The organism is Serratia sp. FDAARGOS_506, from assembly GCF_003812745.1.
Taxonomy (GTDB): Bacteria; Pseudomonadota; Gammaproteobacteria; order Enterobacterales; family Enterobacteriaceae; genus Serratia.
Window position 1 is genome coordinate 2,080,533 of record NZ_CP033831.1, and the last position, 20,650, is coordinate 2,101,182.

A 20,650-nucleotide genomic window follows, 5' to 3' on the forward strand; every position below is an offset into this window, starting at 1 on the left:
CGCCAGACGATACGAGGGTATCACCATGCTTGCTGAAAAAAGTGCGGCCTCCGCGCAGCCGGGCGTCTCCATGACCGCCAATCTGCGCTGGGCATTTATCCTGGTCACCAGCCTGTTCTTCATGTGGGGGCTGTCCTATGGCCTGCTGGACGTATTAAACAAACATTTTCAGGAGACGTTGCACGTTACCAAGGCGCAGTCGGGGCTGCTGCAGGCGGCCTATTTCGGCGCCTATTTCCTGGTGGCGCTGCCCGCCGGGTACTTTATGGACCGCAAGGGCTATAAGGCGGGCATTCTGGTTGGTCTGTGCCTGTATGCGCTGGGGGCGCTGCTGTTCGTGCCGGCGGCGTCGGCCAACAGCTTCGGCGTATTCCTGTTCGCGCTGTTCGTTATCGCCAGCGGTTTGGGCTGCCTGGAAACGGCCGCCAACCCGTACGCCACGGTACTGGGTGACGCGCAGGGCGCCGAACGGCGGCTCAACCTGGCCCAGTCGTTCAACGGCCTCGGGCAGTTTATTGGCCCGTTGATCGGCGGCACGCTGTTCTTCTCCACCAGCCAGTCCGCCGGCGGCGGCGATCAGAGCGCGGTGAAGATGACCTATGTGGCGATCGCCGTGCTGGTGCTGCTGATCGCGCTGTTGTTCAGCCGCACCCGGCTGCCGGCGATCCGCGAAGAGGAAAAACCGGTGCACGGCGTGATAGCGCAGGGATTGTGGCAGCATCCGCATTTCGTCGGCGGGGTTATCACGCAGTTCTTCTACGTGGCGGCGCAGGTGGGCGTAGGGGCGTTCTTCATCAACTATGCCACCGAACACTGGCGCGAAGTGTCTAACCAGAGTGCCTCTTACCTGCTGTCGATCGCCATGATCTGCTTTATGGTCGGGCGCTTCTTCAGCACCTGGTTGATGGGGCGAGTCAAGCCGGCGACGCTGTTGGCGGCCTATGCGCTGATCAACATCGCGCTGTGCGGCGTGGTGATGCTGAGCGTTGACGGCGTGTCGGTGGTGGCGCTGATCGCGGTATTCTTCTTTATGTCGATCATGTTCCCGACGATTTTCGCCCTGGGGGTGAAAAACCTGGGTAAACACACCAAGCGCGCCAGCTCCTTTATGATCATGGCGATCGTCGGCGGCGCCATCATGCCGTACTTTATGGGCGCGCTGGCCGATCGTTACAGCACCGCGCTCTCTTATCTGCTGCCGCTGCTGTGCTTCGCGGTGGTGCTGGTTTACGGCCTGCGGCAGCGCCGCGCCTGATTTAACCCGGCGGCGAATCGGCCTTCGCCGCCGTTGTCAGCGCATGTGGGCGGGTTCGCATCAGGATCGCCAACGCCAGCAGCAGCACGATGCCGGACAGCACGCCGTTTAGCGTCAAGCCTCCGGCATCCACCACCAGCCCGCCCGCCAGTGAACCGCAGGAAATCGCCAGATTAAACAGCGCGATATACAGCGAAGAGGCGACCTCGACCGCGTCGGGGGCTGCCTTGAGCATCCACGCCATTAGCGAAACGGAAACGCCGCCGTAGGCGATGCCCCACAGCAGGAGGAAGGCGCTGCCGCTCAGCGGCGCGTGGCCCAGCAGCGGCAGCAGCAGGACGGCGAGCGCCAGCCCGAGGGCGATCAGCGCCAGGGTGCGGCGCAGCCGTTTGGCGGCGGCCTGGCCGGCGATGAAATTCCCGACGATACCGGCGGCGCCGTAGGCGAACAGCAGCGGCCCCACCCAGCGGCCCTCGATGCCGGCGACCGTCTGCAGCAGCGGGCGGACAAAGGTGTAGGCCATAAAGTGGCCGGCGACCAGCAGAAACGTCAGCAGCAGCCCGAGGAGCAGCCGGCGATTCGCGCGCTGCGCGGTGAATAAGCGCCAGCTCACCGCCTGCGTGACCGGCAGCGGCGGCAGCGCGCACAGCAGCAGGAGCAGGGTCAGCGCCGCCAGGACGGCGACGGCCAGAAACGCCATGCGCCAGCCCAGCGCTTCGCCGAGGAACACCCCGAGCGGCACGCCGAACACCGAGGCTGCCGCTACGCCGCCGAAGATGACGGACAGCGCTAATCCGACGGAGGCCGGCGGCACCAGGCGTTCTGCCAGCCCACCCGCGATGGCCCAGATACCGCCGATGCAAAAGCCCAGCAGGATGCGCGCAGCGAACAGCAGCGCCATGGAGGTGGCGGCGGCGGCCAGCAGGTTGGCGGCGATCAGCAGCAGTAGAAAGGCGATCAGCAGGCTGCGGCGATCCGTGCGCCGGGCGCCCAGCACCACCAGCGGGGCGAACAGCGCGGCGAACAGGGCAGGCAGGGAAATTAGCAGCCCGGCGCGGCCGATCGTCGCGTTCAGGGTGCTGACGATCGGGGTCAACAGCCCGACGGGCAGCATTTCTGCCGTGACGACGGTAAAGGTGGACAGGGCGATAGCGAAAGTCGCCAGCCAGGGTTTTGCGCCGCCGCCGGCGTGTAAGGCACTCATAATGATTCTCCCAACAGATGAAGAACCTCAGTGTATCTGTGCCAAAATGGCTGATAAACTGGCCTTAATGCGCAACATTGGGGACAAATCGTGGCCAATTTACCGTCTATGCCGTTGGATAACCTGAGCGACCTGCTGGTGTTCATTCGCGTCGCCGACGCCTGCAGCTTCACGCTGGCGGCCGAGAGGCTGGGCATTTCCCGATCGGCGGCGGGCAAATGCGTGAACCGGTTGGAGGAGCGATTGGCCACCCGGCTGCTGCAGCGCACCACGCGCAGCGTCAGCCTGACCGAAGACGGCGCGGTGTTTTACGAGTATGCGCAGCGCATCCTGTCGCAGGCCGAAGAGGCGGAAACGGCGCTGAATACGCGGCGGCAAACGCCGCGCGGGCGGCTGCGGCTGGATCTGCCGGTCTCGTTGGGGCGATTACATATCCTGCCGATTTTGCGGGAGTTTTTGGCGCAGTGGCCGGAGGTGGACGCCGACGTCAGCTTCTCCGACGATTACAGCGATTTGGTGCGCGACGGCATCGACGTGGCTGTCCGCGTTGGCGGCAACGACGACAGCCGGCTGGTGCGGCGGGTGCTCGCGCCGCATCGCCTGATCACCTGCGCGGCGCCGGATTATCTGGCGCGGTACGGTACGCCTGCAAAACCGGAGGCGTTGGGCGATCACGAGACGCTGGTCTTCAGCCATCAGGGGCTGCCGGCGCCCTGGCGCTATTTGGTCAACGGCCAACTGCACGAACAGCCGGTGCGTGGCCGGATGCGTTTCAACAACGTCGAGGCCTTGCGGGATGCGGCCGTCGCCGGAGCCGGCCTGTGCCAGGTGGGGGCGTTTCTGGTCGGCGAGCAGATTGCGGCCGGCACGCTGGTGCCGGTGCTGGAGCGCTATTGTCGCCCGGGACCGCCGATCTGCGCCGTCTACCCCAGCCGACGCCATCTCTCCCCCAAAGTGAAGCTGTTCCTGGCGGCGATCGAACGGCGCTGGCAGGGCAGGGCGATTTGGGAAGCCGACTAGCGAACGTGTTACTCCTGCGGCTGCAGCAGGGCGGGCTGTACATTTTGCGCCAGCTGGATATTGTTGCGGCCGCTGTTTTTCGCCAAATAAAGTGCAGCGTCGGCTGCGCCGATCGCCGATTCGACGTCCAGCTTTTCCAACGCCGAGATGCCGGCGCTGAGCGTCAGCGTGCCGCTGTGCTGCGGGCTGGCGCCGTGCGGGATATTCAGTTCCGCCACCCGTTGGCGCACCCGTTCGGCCAGCTGCGCCGCGTAGCCTTCGTGCACGTTGGTCAGCAGCACTAAAAACTCCTCCCCGCCGTACCGCACCACGATGTCGCGTGAACGCACCGCATCGCGGATGGCGATCGCCACCTGCACCAGCGCCCGGTCGCCCATCGCGTGGCCGTAACTGTCGTTGTAGACCTTGAAGTGGTCGATATCCAGCAGCAGCACGTAGTGGCGGCCGGTTTGCGGTTCCATCAGCATGTTGATCTTATTCTCCAGGCCGCGGCGGTTATAAAGGCCGGTCAGGGGATCGAGCATGCTCAAATTATTGAACTTGTCCCGTTCGTTATACAGGTTGGCCACCAGCGCATGGGTAAAGATTTCACTGCGTTTCAACATCAGGTGATGAATGGAGAAAGCGATAATAGGTAATAGCGTGGTGAATAATATCCGCAGGGTATTATGCATGCCGTCTAAAACCAGGATCATCATTGCGGAAGGCACGGCGTGTAAACAAAAGGCGGTAAAGTTATCCGTCAGAGAAATAGCGCTGATAAAAAAGATGCTGAACAAACTAATTAATAAAAAATCTTGGTTATTCGGCAGGCAATATTGACTTTTAACGTAGATGTGTGAGGCCCAAAGCAGGCCGAGAACGCTAGCGAACAGGTTGAGTTTGCCTACGTATTGCCGCGGCGCGGACAGAGAAAATAGCGCAGCTGCCAGACAAAATAACGGTATGCATAATAAAGGCAGAGTAAAAGAAGGGACATCCCTAAAAGGGAACAATAACGTAAATACGGAAGAGGCGGCATTCATCACCAGAAAAAGAAATAATGCCAGGCGCTGCTTGCTGTTCAGTAATTCCTGATAAGAACGGGCGTTCATACGGAGGTCACTCTTTGCAAAGTCGTTCTGTCGAATAATTAAGGTTGAGAAGCATTCCCTCGGCGCGAAATATCCACGGAAGTTGCATGGTTGATGATTGTGATTATTATCATGCAAACAGGACTAGGAATTTTCTTATGTCAAATTATCATTTTTTCATGCTGGTGTCATCTGGGTTTGGTCAACGCAGTGAAAATGGTGCGGTGGCCAAAAAAGTGTTATATGATATTGGTTATCATTATCACTTAAGGGGGTTGTCATGCTCACCGCCATGATTGCCGCGTGTGGACTGTGGGGCGTCAGCTGGTGTCTAGGCGATCGTCTGGCCAGCGCCTGGGGCGTTTTGCTGCCGTGTGCGCTGATGCCGCTGCTGGCCTTGATCGATCTGAATATGATGCAGCTGCGCACCCTGATTGTGATAGCGATGTTGGCGACGCTGGTGATGCTGTTCAACAGCCGGCTGCGCCACTATCTGCTGCTGCCTTCCTGCATAGCGTTGGCGGGCGGCCTGGCGGCAATCAGCCTCAACTTCAGCTTCGCGTAAACGCCGGAAACGGCAAAACCACGCTTAGGCGTGTTTATCATCAATGCGTTGGGATTTTTTCGAAGGAACTACCGGAGAGATCATCAATTGGTGCGAAGAGAGGGACTTGAACCCTCACGTCCGTAAGGACACTAACACCTGAAGCTAGCGCGTCTACCAATTCCGCCACCTTCGCACAGTCGATGTTGTTGCTTCGATTTATATTACGTCGCCAGCTTGGTGCGAAGAGAGGGACTTGAACCCTCACGTCCGTAAGAACACTAACACCTGAAGCTAGCGCGTCTACCAATTCCGCCACCTTCGCATCGATGCTGAGTGCAATATAAATCATGTGGTTATTTGGTGCGAAGAGAGGGACTTGAACCCTCACGTCCGTAAGGACACTAACACCTGAAGCTAGCGCGTCTACCAATTCCGCCACCTTCGCGTACCAGAAACATTACCGGAGTAACGTTACCACGGAGGCGAATTCTAGAGATTTTGGCGGACACGTCAACAGTTATTTCCCCGCTTTGCGGGCGTTTGCTGGAAAAACAGCCATATCACCGCTTTTCTGCTGGTCAAACAGCCAAATCAGCCAATCAATCAACACTCTGACCCTTGGTGCCAGGAAACGGCCGGGCGGATACATGATGTAAATCGGCATCGGCGGAGGGGGCGTTTCCGCCAACACTTCCACCAGTTCGCCCTGTTCCAGCCAGGGAGCAAGCGAATAGCGCGCCGCCTGAATCAATCCCATGCCGGCACGCGCGCCGGCGATGTAGGCGTCGGCACCGCTGACGCTCAGCCGGGCGGGGAGTTCGCGCAGTTCCACTTTGCCGCCGCGGCAGAATTCCAGCGGATAATTGCGGTTGCTGGCCAGAGAAAAATAACCCACCGCGCGGTGCGGTTCCAGGCTATCGATGTCGAACGGCGTGCCGCAAGCTTGCAGGTAAGCGGGGGAGGCGCAGGTGACCTGCGGCAACTGGGCGATACGCCGCGCCACCAGGCTGTCGTCTTCGGTTTCCCAGGCGCGCAGCACGCAGTCTACGCCTTCGCGCAACAGATCGACGTGGGTGTCGTTGGCGCCCAGCGCCAGCGTGATGTCGGGATAGCGCCGGTAAAAGTCGTCCAGCGCCGGAATGACTATCTCACGCGCCAGCGAATGGGGCATGTCGATGCGCACCTTACCGGACGGCTGCAGCTTATGGTGGCTGAACAGCGTGTCCGCCTCCTCAAGCGCCCCCAGCAACTGCACGCAGCGTTGATAGTAGAGGCTGCCTTCGCTCGTCACTTGCACCTGGCGGGTGGTGCGGATCAGCAGGCGCACGCCCAGCCGCTGTTCCAGCCGTTTCAGCGCGTTGCTGACCGTGGCGCGCGGCAGCTGCAGGCGCTCGGCCGCCCGGCTGAAGCTGCCCAGTTCGACGATGCGGGTAAAAATGCGCATGGCTTGAACCTGGTCCATGTCCACTCCGAATTGTTGGTGATTTTTGAACAGTGATGTGCAATCTGCATTATTTATCTTTGTAGCGTAAACAACCAGACTTTGCTGCGTTATCCATTCATCGCATGAGGGCAGTACAATGCAACAACGTAAACTGGGTTCCCAAGGTCCTGTCGTCTCCGCCCTGGGGCTGGGATGCATGGGCATGAGCGACTTCTACTCCACCGGTGCCGATCGGCAGGAGGCCATCGCCACGCTGCACCGGGCGCTGGAGCTGGGCGTCACGCTGCTCGACACCGCTGACATGTATGGCCCACACACCAACGAAGAACTGGTGGGGGAAGCGATCAAGGGCAAACGGCAACAGGTGTTCCTGGCCACCAAGTTTGGCATCCTGCGCGATCCGGCGGATCCTTCGGCGCGCGGCGTCAGCAGCCGGCCCGAGTATATCCGGCGCTCCGTCGAGGGCAGCCTGCGGCGCTTGGGCGTGGAGGAGATCGATCTTTATTATCAGCACCGGGTCGATCCGCAGGTGCCGATCGAAGACGTCGTGGGTACGATGGCGGATCTGATCCGCGAAGGCAAGATCCGCCATATCGGCCTGAGCGAGGTGTCGGTCGACACGCTGGAGCGGGCGCACAAGGTGCATCCGATCACGGCGCTGCAGACCGAGTATTCGCTGTGGACGCGCGACGCCGAACAGGGCGTGCTGGCGGCCTGTGAGCGCCTGGGCATCGGCTTTGTGCCTTACAGCCCGTTAGGGCGTGGTTTCCTTACCGGCGCTATCCGGCGGCCGGAGGATCTGGCCGAGGACGATTTCCGCCGCGACAACCCGCGCTTCCAGGGGGAAAACTTTGCCCGTAACCTGGCGCTGGTGGAGAAGGTGGGGGAGCTGGCGGCGCAGAAGGGCGTCAAGCCTTCACAGCTGGCGCTGGCCTGGGTGTTGGCGCAGGGCGAGCACATTGTGCCGATTCCCGGCACCAAACGTCGCCGCTATCTGGAAGAGAACGTCGCGGCGGCGGAGATAACGCTGAGCGCTGCCGAACTGGCGGCGATCGAAGCGGCGTTTCCGCTGAGCGCGGCGGCCGGCGATCGCTACGGCGCGGAGTCGATGACCTACATCAACGGCTAAAAAAAAGCGCGGCCTCGGGCCGCGCTCTGTCGTTTTCCGCCAACGGCGAATTATTTCTTCTTCGGCGCGCGCGGCGGGCGGCCGACGGTGGCCTGGTACACCTTGAAGCGGCCGTTTTGCGCCAGCACTTCGTGGCTGCCGAAGGTGGCGTCCAGAATGTCCGGGTACGGCAGGAAGGCGTTGGCGACGATGCGCAGCTGGCCGCCGATCGGCAGGTGTTTCACCGCGCCGCGGATCAGGGTTTCGGCGGCGGTCAGGCTGGTCTGCAGCCCGTCGTGGAACGGCGGGTTGGAGATGATCATGTCGAAACGGCCGGTGATGTCGGAGTAAACGTTGCTGACGATCACTTCGCCTTCGATGCCGTTGGCGGCCAGCGTCGCGCGGCTGGATTCCACCGCAGCGGCGTTGACGTCGCTGAGGGTCAGTTTCACCTTCGGCGACAGCTTGGCCATCACCGAGGCCATCACGCCGGCGCCGCAGCCGATGTCCAGCACCTTGCCTTTCATGTGTTTTTCCAGCGTCGACAGCAGCAGCGAGCTGCCGACGTCCAGGCCGTCGCGGCTGAACACGCCCGGCAGCGTTTTCACTTCCAGATCGTGCAGCTGATAGCTGTCCCACCAGTCGTTCAGGTCGAATTCGGTCTGCGCGTCCAGACGGCCGTGATACAGGCCGCAGCGGCGCGCGCTGTCGATTTTCACCAACGCAACGTGGCCTTCCAGCGTGGTCTCGGCGCTGCGCACGCCGCTGCGGTTTTCACCGACCACGAACACGTCCACACCCACCGGCAGCAGCGCCAGGATGTTGCACAGTTGGAATTGCGCTTCCTGCTTGCTCTTCGGCCAGTAGTAAATCAGCGTGTCGCAGTCGGCGACGAAAGCGGGATCGACGGTCAAACCGAACTGCACGTTATCGCCCATCGTCCGGTTCAGTAACTGCCAGTGATGGTATTGCTGGGTGTGGACGCGCACGTCCGCGGCCTCGAATTGGGCCGGCAGGCTGTCCTGCAGGTCGCCGGCAAACAGCACGCGGCGTTCGATAAATTCATCACTGTGGCGCAGCATGACTTCACTGGCGGGGGTTAATGCAGACATCAGATATTGGCTCCTGGAAATGAGACCGGGGATTATAGAGCTTTGTGGCGATATGTTCGACGGGTTTGTTGGCGCGGGCAGCGCGGGTTTGTTAGCATAGCGCGGCGCATGGCAGGCATGGCGCACCACAACGGGTAGGAATCGGCATGGCATCAAAACGCGACTGGCTGTTACAACAACTGGGTATTACGCAGTGGACATTGCGCCGCCCGAGCGTGTTGCAGGGCGAAGTGGCGGTCAGTCTGCCGCCCGAGGCGCGCCTGTTGGTGGTGGCGCAGACGCTGCCGGCGCCCGACGACCCGCTGTTTTGCGACGTGCTGCGCAGCCTGGGGCTGACGCCGGCGCATACCTACAGCCTGACGCCGGAACAGGCGGCGATGCTGCCTGAAGAGACCGCATGCAACAGTTGGCGGCTGGGCGTGGCGGAACCGCTTGCGGTCGCCGGCGCGCAGCTACACAGCCCGGCGCTGGCCGAGCTTTCTCAAGACGCGGGGGCCAAACGCGCCCTCTGGCAGCAGATTTGTCATCATGAACACGATTTCTACCCTGACGGCGGCCGATCTGGCCACGGCCTTCACCATTGAGCAAGCCAGCCACGCTTTCCCCTGGACGGAAACCACCTTCGCCAGCAATCAGGGCGATCGCTACCTTAACCTGAAGCTGAGCGCCGACGGGGAGATGGCGGGGTTCGCCATCACGCAGATCGTGCTGGATGAAGCCACGTTGTTCAACATCGCCATTCATCCGCAGCACCAGCGCCGGGGCTTTGGCCGTTTGCTGCTCAACGCGTTGATCGAACAGCTGGAGAGCCGCGGCGTGGTGACGCTGTGGCTGGAGGTGCGCGCCTCCAACCAGGCGGCGATCGCACTGTATGAAGATCTCGGTTTCAACGAGGTCACCGTGCGCCGCAATTATTACCCGAGCGCCCAAGGCCGCGAAGACGCGATCGTGATGGCGCTGCCGCTGGCGTAATCAGCCCGGCCGGAAAAAGCATTGATTGTCACCGGTTGGCAAATCGGCGAAAATGCCCGGCTGTTATCTTTTATTCACCGCTTTGCCCGGCGCCGCGATCGGCGCGTTCTGATGATGTTGCAGGGCGGACTAACCGTAGAACCTGAAAACCATGTCTCCTAGTGAATTTGCCCGCGAAGTCTCCAAAAGAAGAACTTTCGCCATCATCTCGCACCCCGATGCCGGTAAAACCACCATTACCGAGAAAGTGCTGCTGTTCGGACAGGCGATCCAGACCGCCGGTACGGTAAAAGGCCGCGGCTCCAGCCAGCACGCCAAATCCGACTGGATGGAAATGGAAAAGCAGCGTGGGATCTCGATCACCACCTCCGTGATGCAGTTCCCGTATCGCGACAGCCTGGTTAACCTGCTGGATACCCCGGGGCACGAAGACTTCTCCGAAGATACTTACCGTACCCTGACTGCCGTCGACTGCTGTCTGATGGTGATCGACGCCGCCAAGGGCGTTGAGGATCGTACCCGTAAGCTGATGGAAGTCACCCGTCTGCGCGACACGCCGATCCTGACCTTCATGAACAAACTGGACCGCGACATCCGCGATCCGATGGAAGTGATGGATGAAGTCGAGCGCGAGCTGAAGATCGCCTGCTCGCCTATCACCTGGCCAATCGGCTGCGGCAAGCTGTTCAAGGGCGTTTACCACCTGTACAAGGATGAAACCTACCTGTACCAGACCGGTAAAGGCCACACCATTCAGGAAGTGCGCATCGTCAAAGGCCTGAATAACCCGGAGCTGGATGCGGCGGTGGGCGAAGATCTGGCGGCGCAGCTGCGCGATGAGCTGGAACTGGTGCAGGGCGCTTCCCACGAGTTCGATCAGGAGGCCTTCCTGAGCGGCGAGCTGACCCCGGTATTCTTCGGTACCGCACTCGGTAACTTCGGCGTGGATCACATGCTGGACGGCCTGGTGGCCTGGGCGCCGGCGCCGATGCCGCGCAAAACCGATACCCGCGAAGTGACGGCGGCGGAAGAGAAATTCACCGGCTTCGTGTTCAAGATCCAGGCCAACATGGATCCGAAACACCGCGACCGCGTGGCCTTTATGCGCGTGGTTTCCGGTCGCTACGAGAAGGGCATGAAGCTGCGCCAGGTGCGCACCGGCAAAGACGTAGTGATCTCCGACGCGCTGACCTTCATGGCCGGTGACCGTTCGCACGTGGAAGAAGCCTACCCGGGCGATATTATCGGCCTGCACAACCACGGCACCATTCAGATCGGCGACACTTTCACCCAGGGTGAAGACATGAAGTTCACCGGTATTCCGAACTTCGCGCCGGAGCTGTTCCGCCGTATTCGCCTGCGCGATCCGCTGAAGCAGAAACAGCTGTTGAAGGGGCTGGTTCAGCTGTCCGAAGAGGGCGCGGTGCAGGTGTTCCGTCCGATTGCCAACAACGATCTGATCGTCGGTGCGGTCGGTGTGCTGCAGTTCGACGTGGTGGTGGCGCGTTTGAAGAGCGAGTACAACGTGGAAGCGCTGTACGAGTCGGTCAACGTGTCGACCGCGCGCTGGGTCGAGTGCGACGACGTGAAGAAGTTCGAAGAGTTCAAGCGCAAGAACGAGATCAACCTGGCGCTGGACGGCGGGGACAACCTGTCCTACATCGCGCCGACCATGGTGAACCTTAACCTGACGCAGGAACGCTATCCCGACGTGACCTTCCGCAAGACGCGCGAACACTGATAAATCGGCAGGGCGCCCAGTGCGCCCTGCACGTTTCTCCTATCCTCACTGCGCTAATTAATAAATCTTCCTCATATTTTATCCTGCAAACTGCTATCGCCAGGCGATGTTCGTTCGGCCTGCGTTTTCCGTCTGATGGTCTATCTTTAACGAGATGTCCGCACATTGCTTGAGAGTAAATCACTGTAATACGTTACTTGTTTGGTGAGTTATTCTGATGCGTTGCCGATAGGAGACAGTCAGTATCTTTAAATATCAATGAGATAGCTATATTTCAGTTTTGTGTAACTTAGCCTGTCGTCAATAGACGACAGTTTTTTGGCTAAAAATCCGACTTCTGAATTTTTTTCTTTGATTTTTAAGGTGTTTTTTGAGTTGGCACGGCCGTTGCAACACTCCTGTCGTGAACGCTTAATCGTATAGCGATGATGAAGTATTTACCGAGCAGGCCGCGTGAAGGTGGCCGCAGGGTTCCGGCGTTCTGGCGTCGAGAGCCCCCAACAAAAGGAAGAGATCGATGAAAAAGACCAAATTTGCACACTCGCTGATGGCTGTCGTATTGGGTTCTGTTTTGGTGAGCGGCAGTGCGCTGGCCGAAGACAGTCTGCTCAACAAGGCGTCTAACGCCGCGGATAGTGCCGGTGCCAAAATCGATAGCTCCATGAAAAAAGTTGACGGTTACATGGATGACAGCGCGATAACGGCTAAAGTTAAGAGTGCGTTGGTGGAAGATAAGACCATCAAAAGTTCCGACATTTCGGTGAAAACCGAAAAAGGCACCGTGACCCTGAGCGGGTTCGTCGGCAGCCAGGCGCAGGCGGAGCATGCGGTCGCGGTCGCCGGTAAGGTTGAAGGCGTCAAGACCGTCAGCGACAAGCTGCACGTGAAAGATGAAGCCAACCAGTCGATCAAATCGTATGCCGGTGACACCGCCACCACCAGCGAGCTGAAAGCCAAGCTGTTGGCCGACGACATCGTGCCGTCGCGCAATGTGAAAGTGGAAACCACGGATGGCGTGGTGCAGCTTTCCGGTGAGGTGAAAACACAGGCGCAGTCTGAGCGTGCGGAAAGCATCGCCAAGGCCATCGACGGTGTGAAAAGCGTGAAAAACGACCTGGTGGTCAAGCAGTAATCCCGCCAGGCGCCCATAACAAGTCACAACAAAGCCGCATCTGCCGGGCCGCGAAGGCGGCCCGGCATGCACCACCAGAAAAAGAAACTGATTCACCGTCAACGCCTCGCTATCGAAGCGGCCGACGGCAGCCAATTTTTTCACAATGGTAAGGAGAAGCTTATGTTTCGTTGGGGCATTATCTTTTTAGTCATCGCGCTTATCGCAGCGGCGCTGGGGTTTGGTTCACTGGCCGGCACCGCCGCCTGGGCCGCCAAGGTGGTGTTCGTCGTCGGCATCATCCTGTTTCTGGTCAGCCTGTTCACCGGCCGCCGGCGTCCTTAGCCGGCCGGCATTTTCCTGCAAACTGTAACAAAGCTTAATTCCTTTTCTCACGTCGGGGAGGGCCGGTCATGAACAGCGACATCATTGTCGGGCGTTGGAAACAGCTGAAAGGCCAGGTATGGCAGGCGTGGGCTGAATGGTCCGGCAGTGATTGCGTTTGGCTGGCCGGCAGCAATGATTTCCTCGCCGGCGTGCTGCAAGAGGATTACGGAAGAGAGCGAGACGCGGTATCCTCGGAGAAAACGTCTCACTGAGGATGCCAAGTTGGGATACAGAATACCCATCACGCTCGGCAATATAGAACCGCTGGCGTCTAAGCCCTTTCGGCCAGGCAAGATGGCGCTGGTCTGCGAAGGTGGCGGCCAGCGCGGTATTTTCACCGCCGGCGTACTGGACGAGTTTCAGCGCGCGGGCTTTAACCCTTTCGATCTGCTGATCGGCACGTCGGCCGGCGCCCAAAACCTGTCCGCCTATATCTGCGGGCAGATGGGCTATGCGCGTCGGGTTATCACTCGTTACACCACCTCGGCCCAGTTCTTCAATCCGCTGCGCTTCGTGCGCGGCGGGCATCTGATCGATCTCGACTGGTTGGTCGATACGGCGGCGGCGCAGATGCCGCTGGCGATGGACGTGGCGGAGCAACATTTTACCGACGGGCGCGAATTCCTGCTGTGCGCCTGCCGCAGCGATGACTTTGAGCCGACCTACCTGCCGGCGCAGCGCGAACGCTGGCTGCCGGCCATCAAGGCATCCAGCGCCATTCCCGGTTTTTATCGCCAGGGCGTGGAGTTGGACGGCGTCAGTTATCAAGACGGCGGCATCAGCGATGCGATCCCGGTTGAAGAGGCCTACCGCCGCGGCGCCGACACCATCGTGGTGATCCGCACCGTACCTTCGCAGATGTACTACACCCCGCAGTGGATGAAGCGCATGGAGCACTGGCTGAGCGACAGCAGCCTGCAACAGATGGTGCGCATCCTGCAGCATCATGAGAAAAGTTATCACCGCATCCAGCGCTTTATCGAGAAGCCGCCGGGCAAGCTACGTATCTTCGAGATCTTTCCGCCGAAACCGCTGGCCAGCAATGCGCTGGGCAGCCGACTGGGGGCGCTCAATCAGGATTATCATCTGGGGCGCCGCTGCGGCCGCTACTTCCTGGCCACCGTCGGCCAGTGGATGGCGCAGCCGGAACCGGACGGCATGAAGGTGAAGAAAGCGCTGTCGCGCCGCCTGATCCAGCCGGAGAACGTCAGAATGCCTTCGCCGATCGTGACCGACATCGCCATGCCGCCCGAGCTGGGCGCGCAGCCGGAGGCCGCGTTGGCGGCGCCGAAGATCATTCTGCCGGGTGATTTGCCGCCGGGTGAAGGGGGCGCGCTGTGAGTTACGCCTTTACTGATACCCACTGCCATTTCGATTTCCCCCCTTTTACCGGGCATGAGGCCGAAAGTCTGGCGCGGGCGGCAAGCGCCGGCGTGCAGCGCATCATTGTGCCGACGGTCACCGCCGATCGCTTCGTGCGGGTGCTGCGGCTGGCGCAGGAGCACCCGCCGCTGTTCGCCGCGCTGGGGTTGCATCCGCTGTATATCGCGCAGCATCATGAGCCGCAGCTGGAACAGCTGGCGACGCTGCTGGCCGAACGGCCGCGCAAGCTGGTGGCGGTAGGGGAGATCGGGCTCGATCTGTATATGGACAACCCGCAGTTCGAACGCCAGCAAAGCGTGCTGCTGGCCCAGCTGAAGCTGGCGAAACAGCATGATCTGCCGGTGATCCTGCATTCGCGCCGCACCCACGATCAGCTGGCTGCGGCGCTGCGGCGCATGCAGTTGCCGCGTCGCGGCGTGGTGCACGGCTTCGCCGGCAGCCTGTCGCAGGCGCAGGCGTTTATCCGCCTCGGCTATTACATCGGCGTGGGCGGCACCCTCACCTATGAGCGGGCGCAGAAAACGCGCGGCGTGATGGCGCAATTGCCCCTTGAGGCACTGCTGCTGGAGACCGATGCGCCGGACATGCCGCTGGCCGGCTATCAGGGGCAGCCGAACCGCCCCGAACGCGCCGCCGAGGTGTTTCAGACGCTGTGCGAGCTGCGGCCGGAGCCGGCCGATGAGATCGCCGACCACCTGCAACGCAATACCCAGGCACTGTTCGCCATGCCGGATTGATGAGCTTATAACGTGATTTGTGTCACGTTATAAGGTTTTTATTTGCGTCCTGTTGTATACATTTGTGACATAAATCGGTGCGAGGGTGACCTCGCTCAGTATAATCCCCCCGAAACTCTCCAATAGCAGACCTCTCTCCATGAGCAGGGATGTATTTTATTTTTTGCAACAGGGAAACTTTGCATGCAACTCATCATGAGTCTGGTCGGTATGGCGGTGCTGATCGCCATTGCGGTGCTGCTCTCCAGCAACCGCCGGGCCATCAAACTGCGCACCGTCGTGTGGGCGTTCATCATTCAGGTCGGCATCGGCGCGCTGGTGCTGTATGTACCGCTGGGCCGCAGCATCCTCGGCAGTATGTCTAACGGCGTGGCAAACGTTATCGCTTACGGCAATCAGGGCATTTCGTTCATTTTCGGCGGGCTGGTGTCCGACAAGATGTTCGAGGTGTTCGGCGGCGGCGGCTTCGTGTTCGCACTGCGCGTTCTGCCGGTGATCGTGTTCTTCTCCTCGCTGATTGCGGTGCTGTACTACCTCGGCATCATGCAGTTGGTGATCCGCGTGTTGGGCGGCGGCCTGCACAAGCTGCTGGGCACCTCGCGCACCGAATCGCTGTCGGCGACCGCCAACATTTTCGTTGGCCAGACCGAAGCGCCGCTGGTGGTGCGTCCGTATATCGCCACCATGAGCCAGTCAGAGCTGTTTGCCGTGATGTGCGGCGGCCTGGCCTCGGTAGCCGGTTCGGTGTTGGCGGGGTACGCGCAGATGGGGGTGCCGCTGGAATACCTGATCGCCGCGTCCTTCATGGCCGCGCCGGGCGGGCTGTTGTTCGCCAAACTGATGGTGCCGGAAACGGAGCAGACCCACGATAAAGACGATGCGATGAAGCTGATCGCCGAAGAGGATCGTCCGGCCAACGTGATCGACGCGGCGGCTTCCGGCGCGGCTTCCGGCATGCAGCTGGCGTTGAACGTCGGCGCGATGCTGCTGGCGTTTATCGCGCTGATCGCCTTGCTCAACGGCATTCTCGGCGGCATCGGCGGCTGGTTCGATTACCCGCAGCTGTCGCTTGAACTGATCCTCGGCTGGGTGTTCTCGCCGATCGCCTTCCTGATCGGCGTGCCGTGGAGCGAAGCGATGACCGCCGGTTCGTTTATCGGCCAGAAGATCATCGTCAACGAGTTCGTCGCCTACATGAACTTTGGCGCCTATCTGCGCCCGGACGACGTGGTGGCGGCGGAAGGCCTGCAGGTGCTGTCGGCTCACACCAAGGCGATCATCTCCTTCGCGCTGTGTGGTTTCGCCAATCTCTCCTCGGTGGCGATCCTGCTGGGTGGTCTGGGCAGCATGGCCCCCAACCGTCGCCATGACATCGCGCGCTTCGGTCTGAAGGCCGTGGCGGCGGGCACGCTGTCCAACCTGATGAGCGCCACCATCGCCGGCTTCTTCCTGGCGCTGTAAGCCATCCCGGAGCCCGCGTCGGCGCGACCGATCGTGGGACTCCGCCTATACTCTAAGCAACGCGGGTGCTTACCGCACCCGCGATCTTCAGCCGCTTCTTTAGCGAATTTGTGAACGATATCGCGTTATTTTGTGATGTTCTTCACATATAATTCCGGTCTGTTACAGTGCTATTTCATATAGTGTGACGATGAACGCGAATCGCCTCCGGCATTCGTGTTCAAATAGCTATTTACTGGCCGGCCGCAAGGCGGGTGGCCATGTGCGGTGAGAAGGATCTCAGTTGCCGCCGTGGGAACCCCGTTCCCCAGCGCTATCTTCATGGAACCAAGTCCGCTCGCCAACACCCAGGTACTCAGTTGGAGAGTTTTATGACCGAATTAACCGCAGCAGCGCAACGTGCGCTGAACCTGATGGATTTAACCACGCTGAATGATGATGACACCGACGAGAAAGTGATCGCGCTCTGTCGTCAGGCCAACAGCCCGGCCGGCCACACGGCGGCTATCTGCATCTACCCGCGTTTTATCCCGGTGGCGCGTAAGGCGCTGCGTGAGCAAGGCACGCCGGATATTCGTATCGCCACCGTGACCAACTTCCCGCATGGCAATGACGATATCGACATCGCGCTGGCGGAAACCCGTGCGGCCATCGCCTATGGCGCGGATGAAGTGGACGTGGTGTTCCCTTACCGCGCGCTGATCGCCGGCAACGAACAGGTCGGCTTCGAGCTGGTGAAACAGTGCAAGCAGGCTTGCCTGGCGGCCAACGTGCTGCTGAAAGTGATCATCGAAACCGGTGAGCTGAAGCAGGCCGATCTGATCCGCAAGGCGTCCGAAATCGCCATCAAGGCCGGGGCGGACTTTATCAAGACCTCCACCGGCAAGGTGCCGGTCAATGCCACCTTGGAAAGCGCCGAGCTGATGATGTCGGTGATCCGCGATATGGGCGTGGCGAAGACGGTGGGCTTCAAGCCAGCCGGCGGCGTGCGCACCGCGGAAGACGCGCTGCATTATCTGCAACTTGCCGATCGTATTCTGGGCGAAGGCTGGGCCGACGCGCGGCATTTCCGCTTTGGCGCTTCCAGCCTGCTGGCCAGCTTGCTGACCGCGCTGGGCCATCAGACCCAGACCGCCGGCGGCGGCTACTGATCGATTTCGTTGGCGGGCGCCAGGCGCGCCCGTCTGCACCGACTCTCGGCGACACAGGGGGATGCCTTGTTCCTGGCTCAAGAAATTATTCGTAAAAAACGCGACGGCCAGCCGTTAAGCGAAGCGGAAATCCGCTTTTTCATCAACGGCATTCGCGACAACGTGGTATCGGAAGGGCAGATCGCCGCGCTGGCGATGACCATTTATTTCCATGACATGAGCATGCCGGAGCGCGTGGCGCTCACCATGGCGATGCGCGATTCCGGCACCGTGCTGGATTGGAAGAGTCTGGCGCTGAACGGCCCGATCGTCGACAAGCATTCGACCGGCGGCGTGGGCGACGTGACCTCGCTGATGCTTGGCCCGATGGTGGCGGCCTGCGGCGGCTATGTGCCGATGATCTCCGGCCGCGGCCTGGGGCATACCGGCGGCACGCTGGACAAGCTGGAAGCCATTCCGGGCTTCAATATTTTCCCGGACGATAACGCCTTCCGCAAAATCATTCAGGACGTCGGCGTGGCGATCATCGGCCAAACCAGCTCGCTGGCGCCGGCGGACAAACGTTTCTATGCCACCCGCGACATTACCGCTACCGTGGATTCGATTCCGCTGATCACCGCCTCCATTCTGGCCAAGAAGCTGGCGGAAGGGCTGGATGCGCTGGTGATGGACGTGAAGGTCGGCTCCGGCGCCTTTATGCCGACCTATGCGCTGTCGCAAGACTTGGCCCAGGCGATCGTCGGCGTGGCCAACGGTGCGGGCTGCAAGACCACCGCGCTGCTGACCGACATGAACCAGGTGCTGGCTTCCAGCGCCGGTAACGCGGTGGAAGTGCGTGAAGCGGTGCGCTTCCTGACCGGCGAATACCGCAACCCGCGTCTGCTGGAAGTGACGCTGGCGCTGTGCGTAGAGATGCTGCTGTCCGGCGGCCTGGCGCAAGACGAGGCCGACGCGCGCGCCAAACTGCAGGCGGTGCTGGACAACGGCAAGGCGGCGGAGGTATTTGGCCGCATGGTGGCGGCGCAGCAGGGGCCGATAGACTTCGTCGAACGTTACGATAGCTATCTGCCGGCGGCAACGCTGAGCAAGCCGGTGTATGCTGAAAAGCCGGGCATCATCAGCGCCATGGATACCCGTGCGTTGGGCATGGCGGTGGTTTCGCTGGGCGGCGGCCGCCGCCGGGCGAGCGACGCCATCGACTACAGCGTTGGCCTGACCGAGGTGGCGCGCCTGGGCGATAAAGTGGATGCCCAGCAGCCGTTGGCGATGATCCACGCCAACGATGAAGAGAGCTGGCAGCAGGCGGCCGATGCGGTGCGCAGCGCAATGACGCTGAGCGACAAGGCGCCGGAGGCGACGCCGGTGGTGTATAAGCGCATCACTCAAGCGTGATGACCCTCGTCTTTCAAGCCGTAGCGTTGTTGGCTGCACGCGTGCACCCCAGTCACTTACTTGAGTAAGCTCCTGGGGATACACGCGCTAGCCGCCTAGCTACAACTTGAAATCCATTGGGTATAAATTTAGAGAATAAGGGCGATTGCAGTCTTGCGGTCGCAATAGCGTGAGAACACGCAGGAGAGCACAGATGAAACGCACATTTATTATGGTATTGGACTCCTTCGGCATCGGTGCCAGCGAAGACGCCGAACGTTTTGGCGACCAGGGTTCCGACACCCTGGGCCACATCGCCGAGGTTTGCGCGCGCGGTGAGGCCAACGTGGGCCGTCAGGGCCCGCTGACGCTGCCTAACCTGAGCCGTCTGGGCCTCGGCAAAGCGGCGGAAGAGTCTACCGGCAACTTCCCGCAGGGGCTGGACCGCAACGCCGACATCATTGGCGCGTACGGTTACGCCAGCGAGCTCTCTTCCGGTAAAGACACGCCGTCGGGCCACTGGGAAATCGCCGGCGTGCCGGTGCTGTTCGACTGGGGCTACTTCACGGACGAACACAACAGCTTCCCGCAGGCGCTGCTGGATAAGCTGGTGGAGCGCGCCAAGCTGCCAGGCTACCTGGGCAACTGCCACTCATCCGGCACCGTGATCCTCGATCAGTTGGGCGAAGAGCACATGAAAACCGGCAAGCCGATTTTCTACACCTCCGCCGACTCAGTGTTCCAGATTGCCTGCCATGAAGAAACCTTCGGCCTGGAGCGTCTGTATGAGCTGTGCGAAATCGCGCGTGAAGAGCTGACCGAAGGCGGGTACAACATCGGCCGCGTGATCGCGCGTCCGTTCGTCGGCGATAAGCCGGGCCACTTCCAGCGCACCGGCAACCGTCACGATCTGGCGGTAGAGCCGCCGGCGCCGACCGTGCTGAAAAAGCTGGTGGACGAGAAGGGCGGCGAAGTGGTGTCGATCGGTAAAATCGCCGATATCTACGCCAACGTCGGCATCACCAAGAAGGTGAAGGCGACCGGCATCGACGCGCTGTTCGACGCGACCCTGATCGAAATGGAGAAGGCCGGCGACAACACCATCGTGTTCACCAACTTCGTGGACTTCGACTCCTCCTATGGCCACCGCCGCGATGTGGCGGGCTACGCCGCTGCGCTGGAGCTGTTCGACCGCCGCCTGCCGGAGCTGCTGAAGCTGGTGAAAGACGAAGACATTATCATCTTCACCGCCGACCACGGCTGCGACCCGACCTGGCCGGGCACTGACCACACCCGCGAGCACATCCCGGTGCTGGTTTACGGCCCGAAAGTGAAGCCGGGCTCGCTGGGCCACCGTGAGACCTTTGCCGACATCGGCCAGACCGTTGCCAACTACTTTGGCCTGTCGCCGATGGATTACGGTAAGAGCATGTTCTAAGCCCTGTCTTTCAAGCCGCAGCGTTGTTAGCTTCACGCGTGAACCCCAGTCACTTACTCAAGTAAGCTCCTGGGGATTCACCCGCTAGCTGCCTGGCTGCAACTCGAAATTCAAGGCTTAGATGTTTGACGTTTT

20 protein-coding genes and 3 tRNA genes are annotated in these 20,650 nt (G+C 60.7%); 16 read left to right on the top strand and 7 right to left on the bottom strand.

The annotated features are described in order from the left end of the window. Window positions 1-25 precede the first annotated feature (25 nt). Complete coding sequence (fucP, locus tag EGY12_RS10055; RefSeq protein ID WP_123893371.1) at window positions 26-1,255, top strand: L-fucose:H+ symporter permease; 1,230 nt, start codon at window positions 26-28, stop codon at window positions 1,253-1,255. A gap of 1 nt (window position 1,256) precedes the next feature. Here the strand turns inward: fucP and EGY12_RS10060 are convergent, their stop codons facing one another. Beyond that, window positions 1,257-2,459, bottom strand: coding sequence for an MFS transporter (locus tag EGY12_RS10060; RefSeq protein ID WP_123893374.1), 1,203 nt, complete (start codon window positions 2,457-2,459; stop codon window positions 1,257-1,259). A 108-nt stretch (window positions 2,460-2,567) separates the two neighbouring features. On the opposite strand from EGY12_RS10060, the gene EGY12_RS10065 reads away from it, so the two are divergent. After that, window positions 2,568-3,479 (top strand): LysR family transcriptional regulator, encoded by a 912-nt coding sequence (locus EGY12_RS10065; protein WP_123895579.1) that lies wholly within the window; start codon window positions 2,568-2,570, stop codon window positions 3,477-3,479. Window positions 3,480-3,487: 8 nt separating this feature from the next. On the opposite strand, the gene EGY12_RS10070 is transcribed toward EGY12_RS10065, so the two are convergent. Next, window positions 3,488-4,573, bottom strand: a complete 1,086-nt coding sequence (locus EGY12_RS10070) for a GGDEF domain-containing protein (protein WP_123895580.1) — start codon at window positions 4,571-4,573, stop codon at window positions 3,488-3,490. Between the two features lie 259 nt (window positions 4,574-4,832). Here EGY12_RS10070 and EGY12_RS10075 point away from each other — a divergent pair, with 259 nt between their 5' ends. After that, entirely contained in the window at window positions 4,833-5,117 is a 285-nt protein-coding gene (locus tag EGY12_RS10075; RefSeq protein ID WP_123893376.1) for a DUF1435 domain-containing protein, read from the top strand. An 88-nt stretch (window positions 5,118-5,205) separates the two neighbouring features. Here the strand turns inward: EGY12_RS10075 and EGY12_RS10080 are convergent. From EGY12_RS10080 to EGY12_RS10095, 4 genes are all read right to left on the bottom strand, one after another. Then, window positions 5,206-5,292, bottom strand: a tRNA-Leu gene (locus EGY12_RS10080). A 42-nt stretch (window positions 5,293-5,334) separates the two neighbouring features. Next, window positions 5,335-5,421, bottom strand: a tRNA-Leu gene (locus tag EGY12_RS10085). 36 nt (window positions 5,422-5,457) lie between these two features. After that, window positions 5,458-5,544 (bottom strand) — tRNA-Leu (locus EGY12_RS10090). 72 nt (window positions 5,545-5,616) lie between these two features. Then, complete coding sequence (locus EGY12_RS10095) at window positions 5,617-6,561, bottom strand: LysR family transcriptional regulator (protein WP_123893379.1); 945 nt, start codon at window positions 6,559-6,561, stop codon at window positions 5,617-5,619. A 118-nt stretch (window positions 6,562-6,679) separates the two neighbouring features. Here EGY12_RS10095 and EGY12_RS10100 point away from each other — a divergent pair, with 118 nt between their 5' ends. Continuing rightward, a complete protein-coding gene (locus EGY12_RS10100) occupies window positions 6,680-7,672 on the top strand; it encodes an aldo/keto reductase (RefSeq protein WP_123893381.1) in 993 nt (330 codons plus the stop codon). Window positions 7,673-7,722: 50 nt separating this feature from the next. On the opposite strand, the gene rsmC is transcribed toward EGY12_RS10100, so the two are convergent. Next, complete coding sequence (gene rsmC, locus EGY12_RS10105; RefSeq protein ID WP_123893383.1) at window positions 7,723-8,763, bottom strand: 16S rRNA (guanine(1207)-N(2))-methyltransferase RsmC; 1,041 nt, start codon at window positions 8,761-8,763, stop codon at window positions 7,723-7,725. A 146-nt stretch (window positions 8,764-8,909) separates the two neighbouring features. Here rsmC and EGY12_RS10110 point away from each other — a divergent pair, with 146 nt between their 5' ends. The 12 genes from EGY12_RS10110 (at window position 8,910) to deoB (ending at window position 20,515) form a co-directional block, all read left to right on the top strand. Next, window positions 8,910-9,347 (top strand): DNA polymerase III subunit psi, encoded by a 438-nt coding sequence (locus EGY12_RS10110; protein ID WP_123893385.1) that lies wholly within the window; start codon window positions 8,910-8,912, stop codon window positions 9,345-9,347. Then, entirely contained in the window at window positions 9,292-9,735 is a 444-nt protein-coding gene (rimI, locus tag EGY12_RS10115; protein WP_123893387.1) for a ribosomal protein S18-alanine N-acetyltransferase, read from the top strand. The genes EGY12_RS10110 and rimI overlap by 56 nt, the downstream gene beginning before the upstream one ends. Before the next feature lie 151 nt (window positions 9,736-9,886). Further along, entirely contained in the window at window positions 9,887-11,476 is a 1,590-nt protein-coding gene (gene prfC, locus EGY12_RS10120) for a peptide chain release factor 3 (protein ID WP_004933094.1), read from the top strand. A gap of 517 nt (window positions 11,477-11,993) precedes the next feature. Next, entirely contained in the window at window positions 11,994-12,608 is a 615-nt protein-coding gene (gene osmY, locus EGY12_RS10125; RefSeq protein WP_063918121.1) for a molecular chaperone OsmY, read from the top strand. 162 nt (window positions 12,609-12,770) lie between these two features. After that, window positions 12,771-12,932: a DUF1328 domain-containing protein gene (locus EGY12_RS10130; protein WP_004933089.1), complete on the top strand. Its 162-nt coding sequence runs from the start codon at window positions 12,771-12,773 to the stop codon at window positions 12,930-12,932. Between the two features lie 68 nt (window positions 12,933-13,000). Beyond that, complete coding sequence (locus EGY12_RS10135; protein WP_033637017.1) at window positions 13,001-13,186, top strand: stress response protein; 186 nt, start codon at window positions 13,001-13,003, stop codon at window positions 13,184-13,186. Window positions 13,187-13,196: 10 nt separating this feature from the next. Beyond that, window positions 13,197-14,315 carry a patatin family protein gene (locus tag EGY12_RS10140; RefSeq protein WP_123893390.1) on the top strand — a complete coding sequence of 373 codons (1,119 nt, stop codon included), beginning with the start codon at window positions 13,197-13,199 and terminating at the stop codon, window positions 14,313-14,315. Continuing rightward, on the top strand, window positions 14,312-15,094 hold the full coding sequence (locus EGY12_RS10145) for a TatD family hydrolase (protein ID WP_123893392.1): 783 nt from the start codon (window positions 14,312-14,314) through the stop codon (window positions 15,092-15,094). The genes EGY12_RS10140 and EGY12_RS10145 overlap by 4 nt, the downstream gene beginning before the upstream one ends. 183 nt (window positions 15,095-15,277) lie before the next feature. Continuing rightward, a complete protein-coding gene (locus tag EGY12_RS10150; RefSeq protein WP_019454990.1) occupies window positions 15,278-16,555 on the top strand; it encodes a NupC/NupG family nucleoside CNT transporter in 1,278 nt (425 codons plus the stop codon). A gap of 371 nt (window positions 16,556-16,926) precedes the next feature. Then, on the top strand, window positions 16,927-17,706 hold the full coding sequence (gene deoC / locus EGY12_RS10155) for a deoxyribose-phosphate aldolase (RefSeq protein WP_123893393.1): 780 nt from the start codon (window positions 16,927-16,929) through the stop codon (window positions 17,704-17,706). 66 nt (window positions 17,707-17,772) lie between these two features. Beyond that, window positions 17,773-19,098 carry a thymidine phosphorylase gene (gene deoA / locus EGY12_RS10160; RefSeq protein ID WP_038878498.1) on the top strand — a complete coding sequence of 442 codons (1,326 nt, stop codon included), beginning with the start codon at window positions 17,773-17,775 and terminating at the stop codon, window positions 19,096-19,098. A gap of 193 nt (window positions 19,099-19,291) precedes the next feature. Further along, window positions 19,292-20,515, top strand: a complete 1,224-nt coding sequence (gene deoB / locus EGY12_RS10165) for a phosphopentomutase (RefSeq protein ID WP_123893395.1) — start codon at window positions 19,292-19,294, stop codon at window positions 20,513-20,515. Window positions 20,516-20,650: the final 135 nt, after the last annotated feature.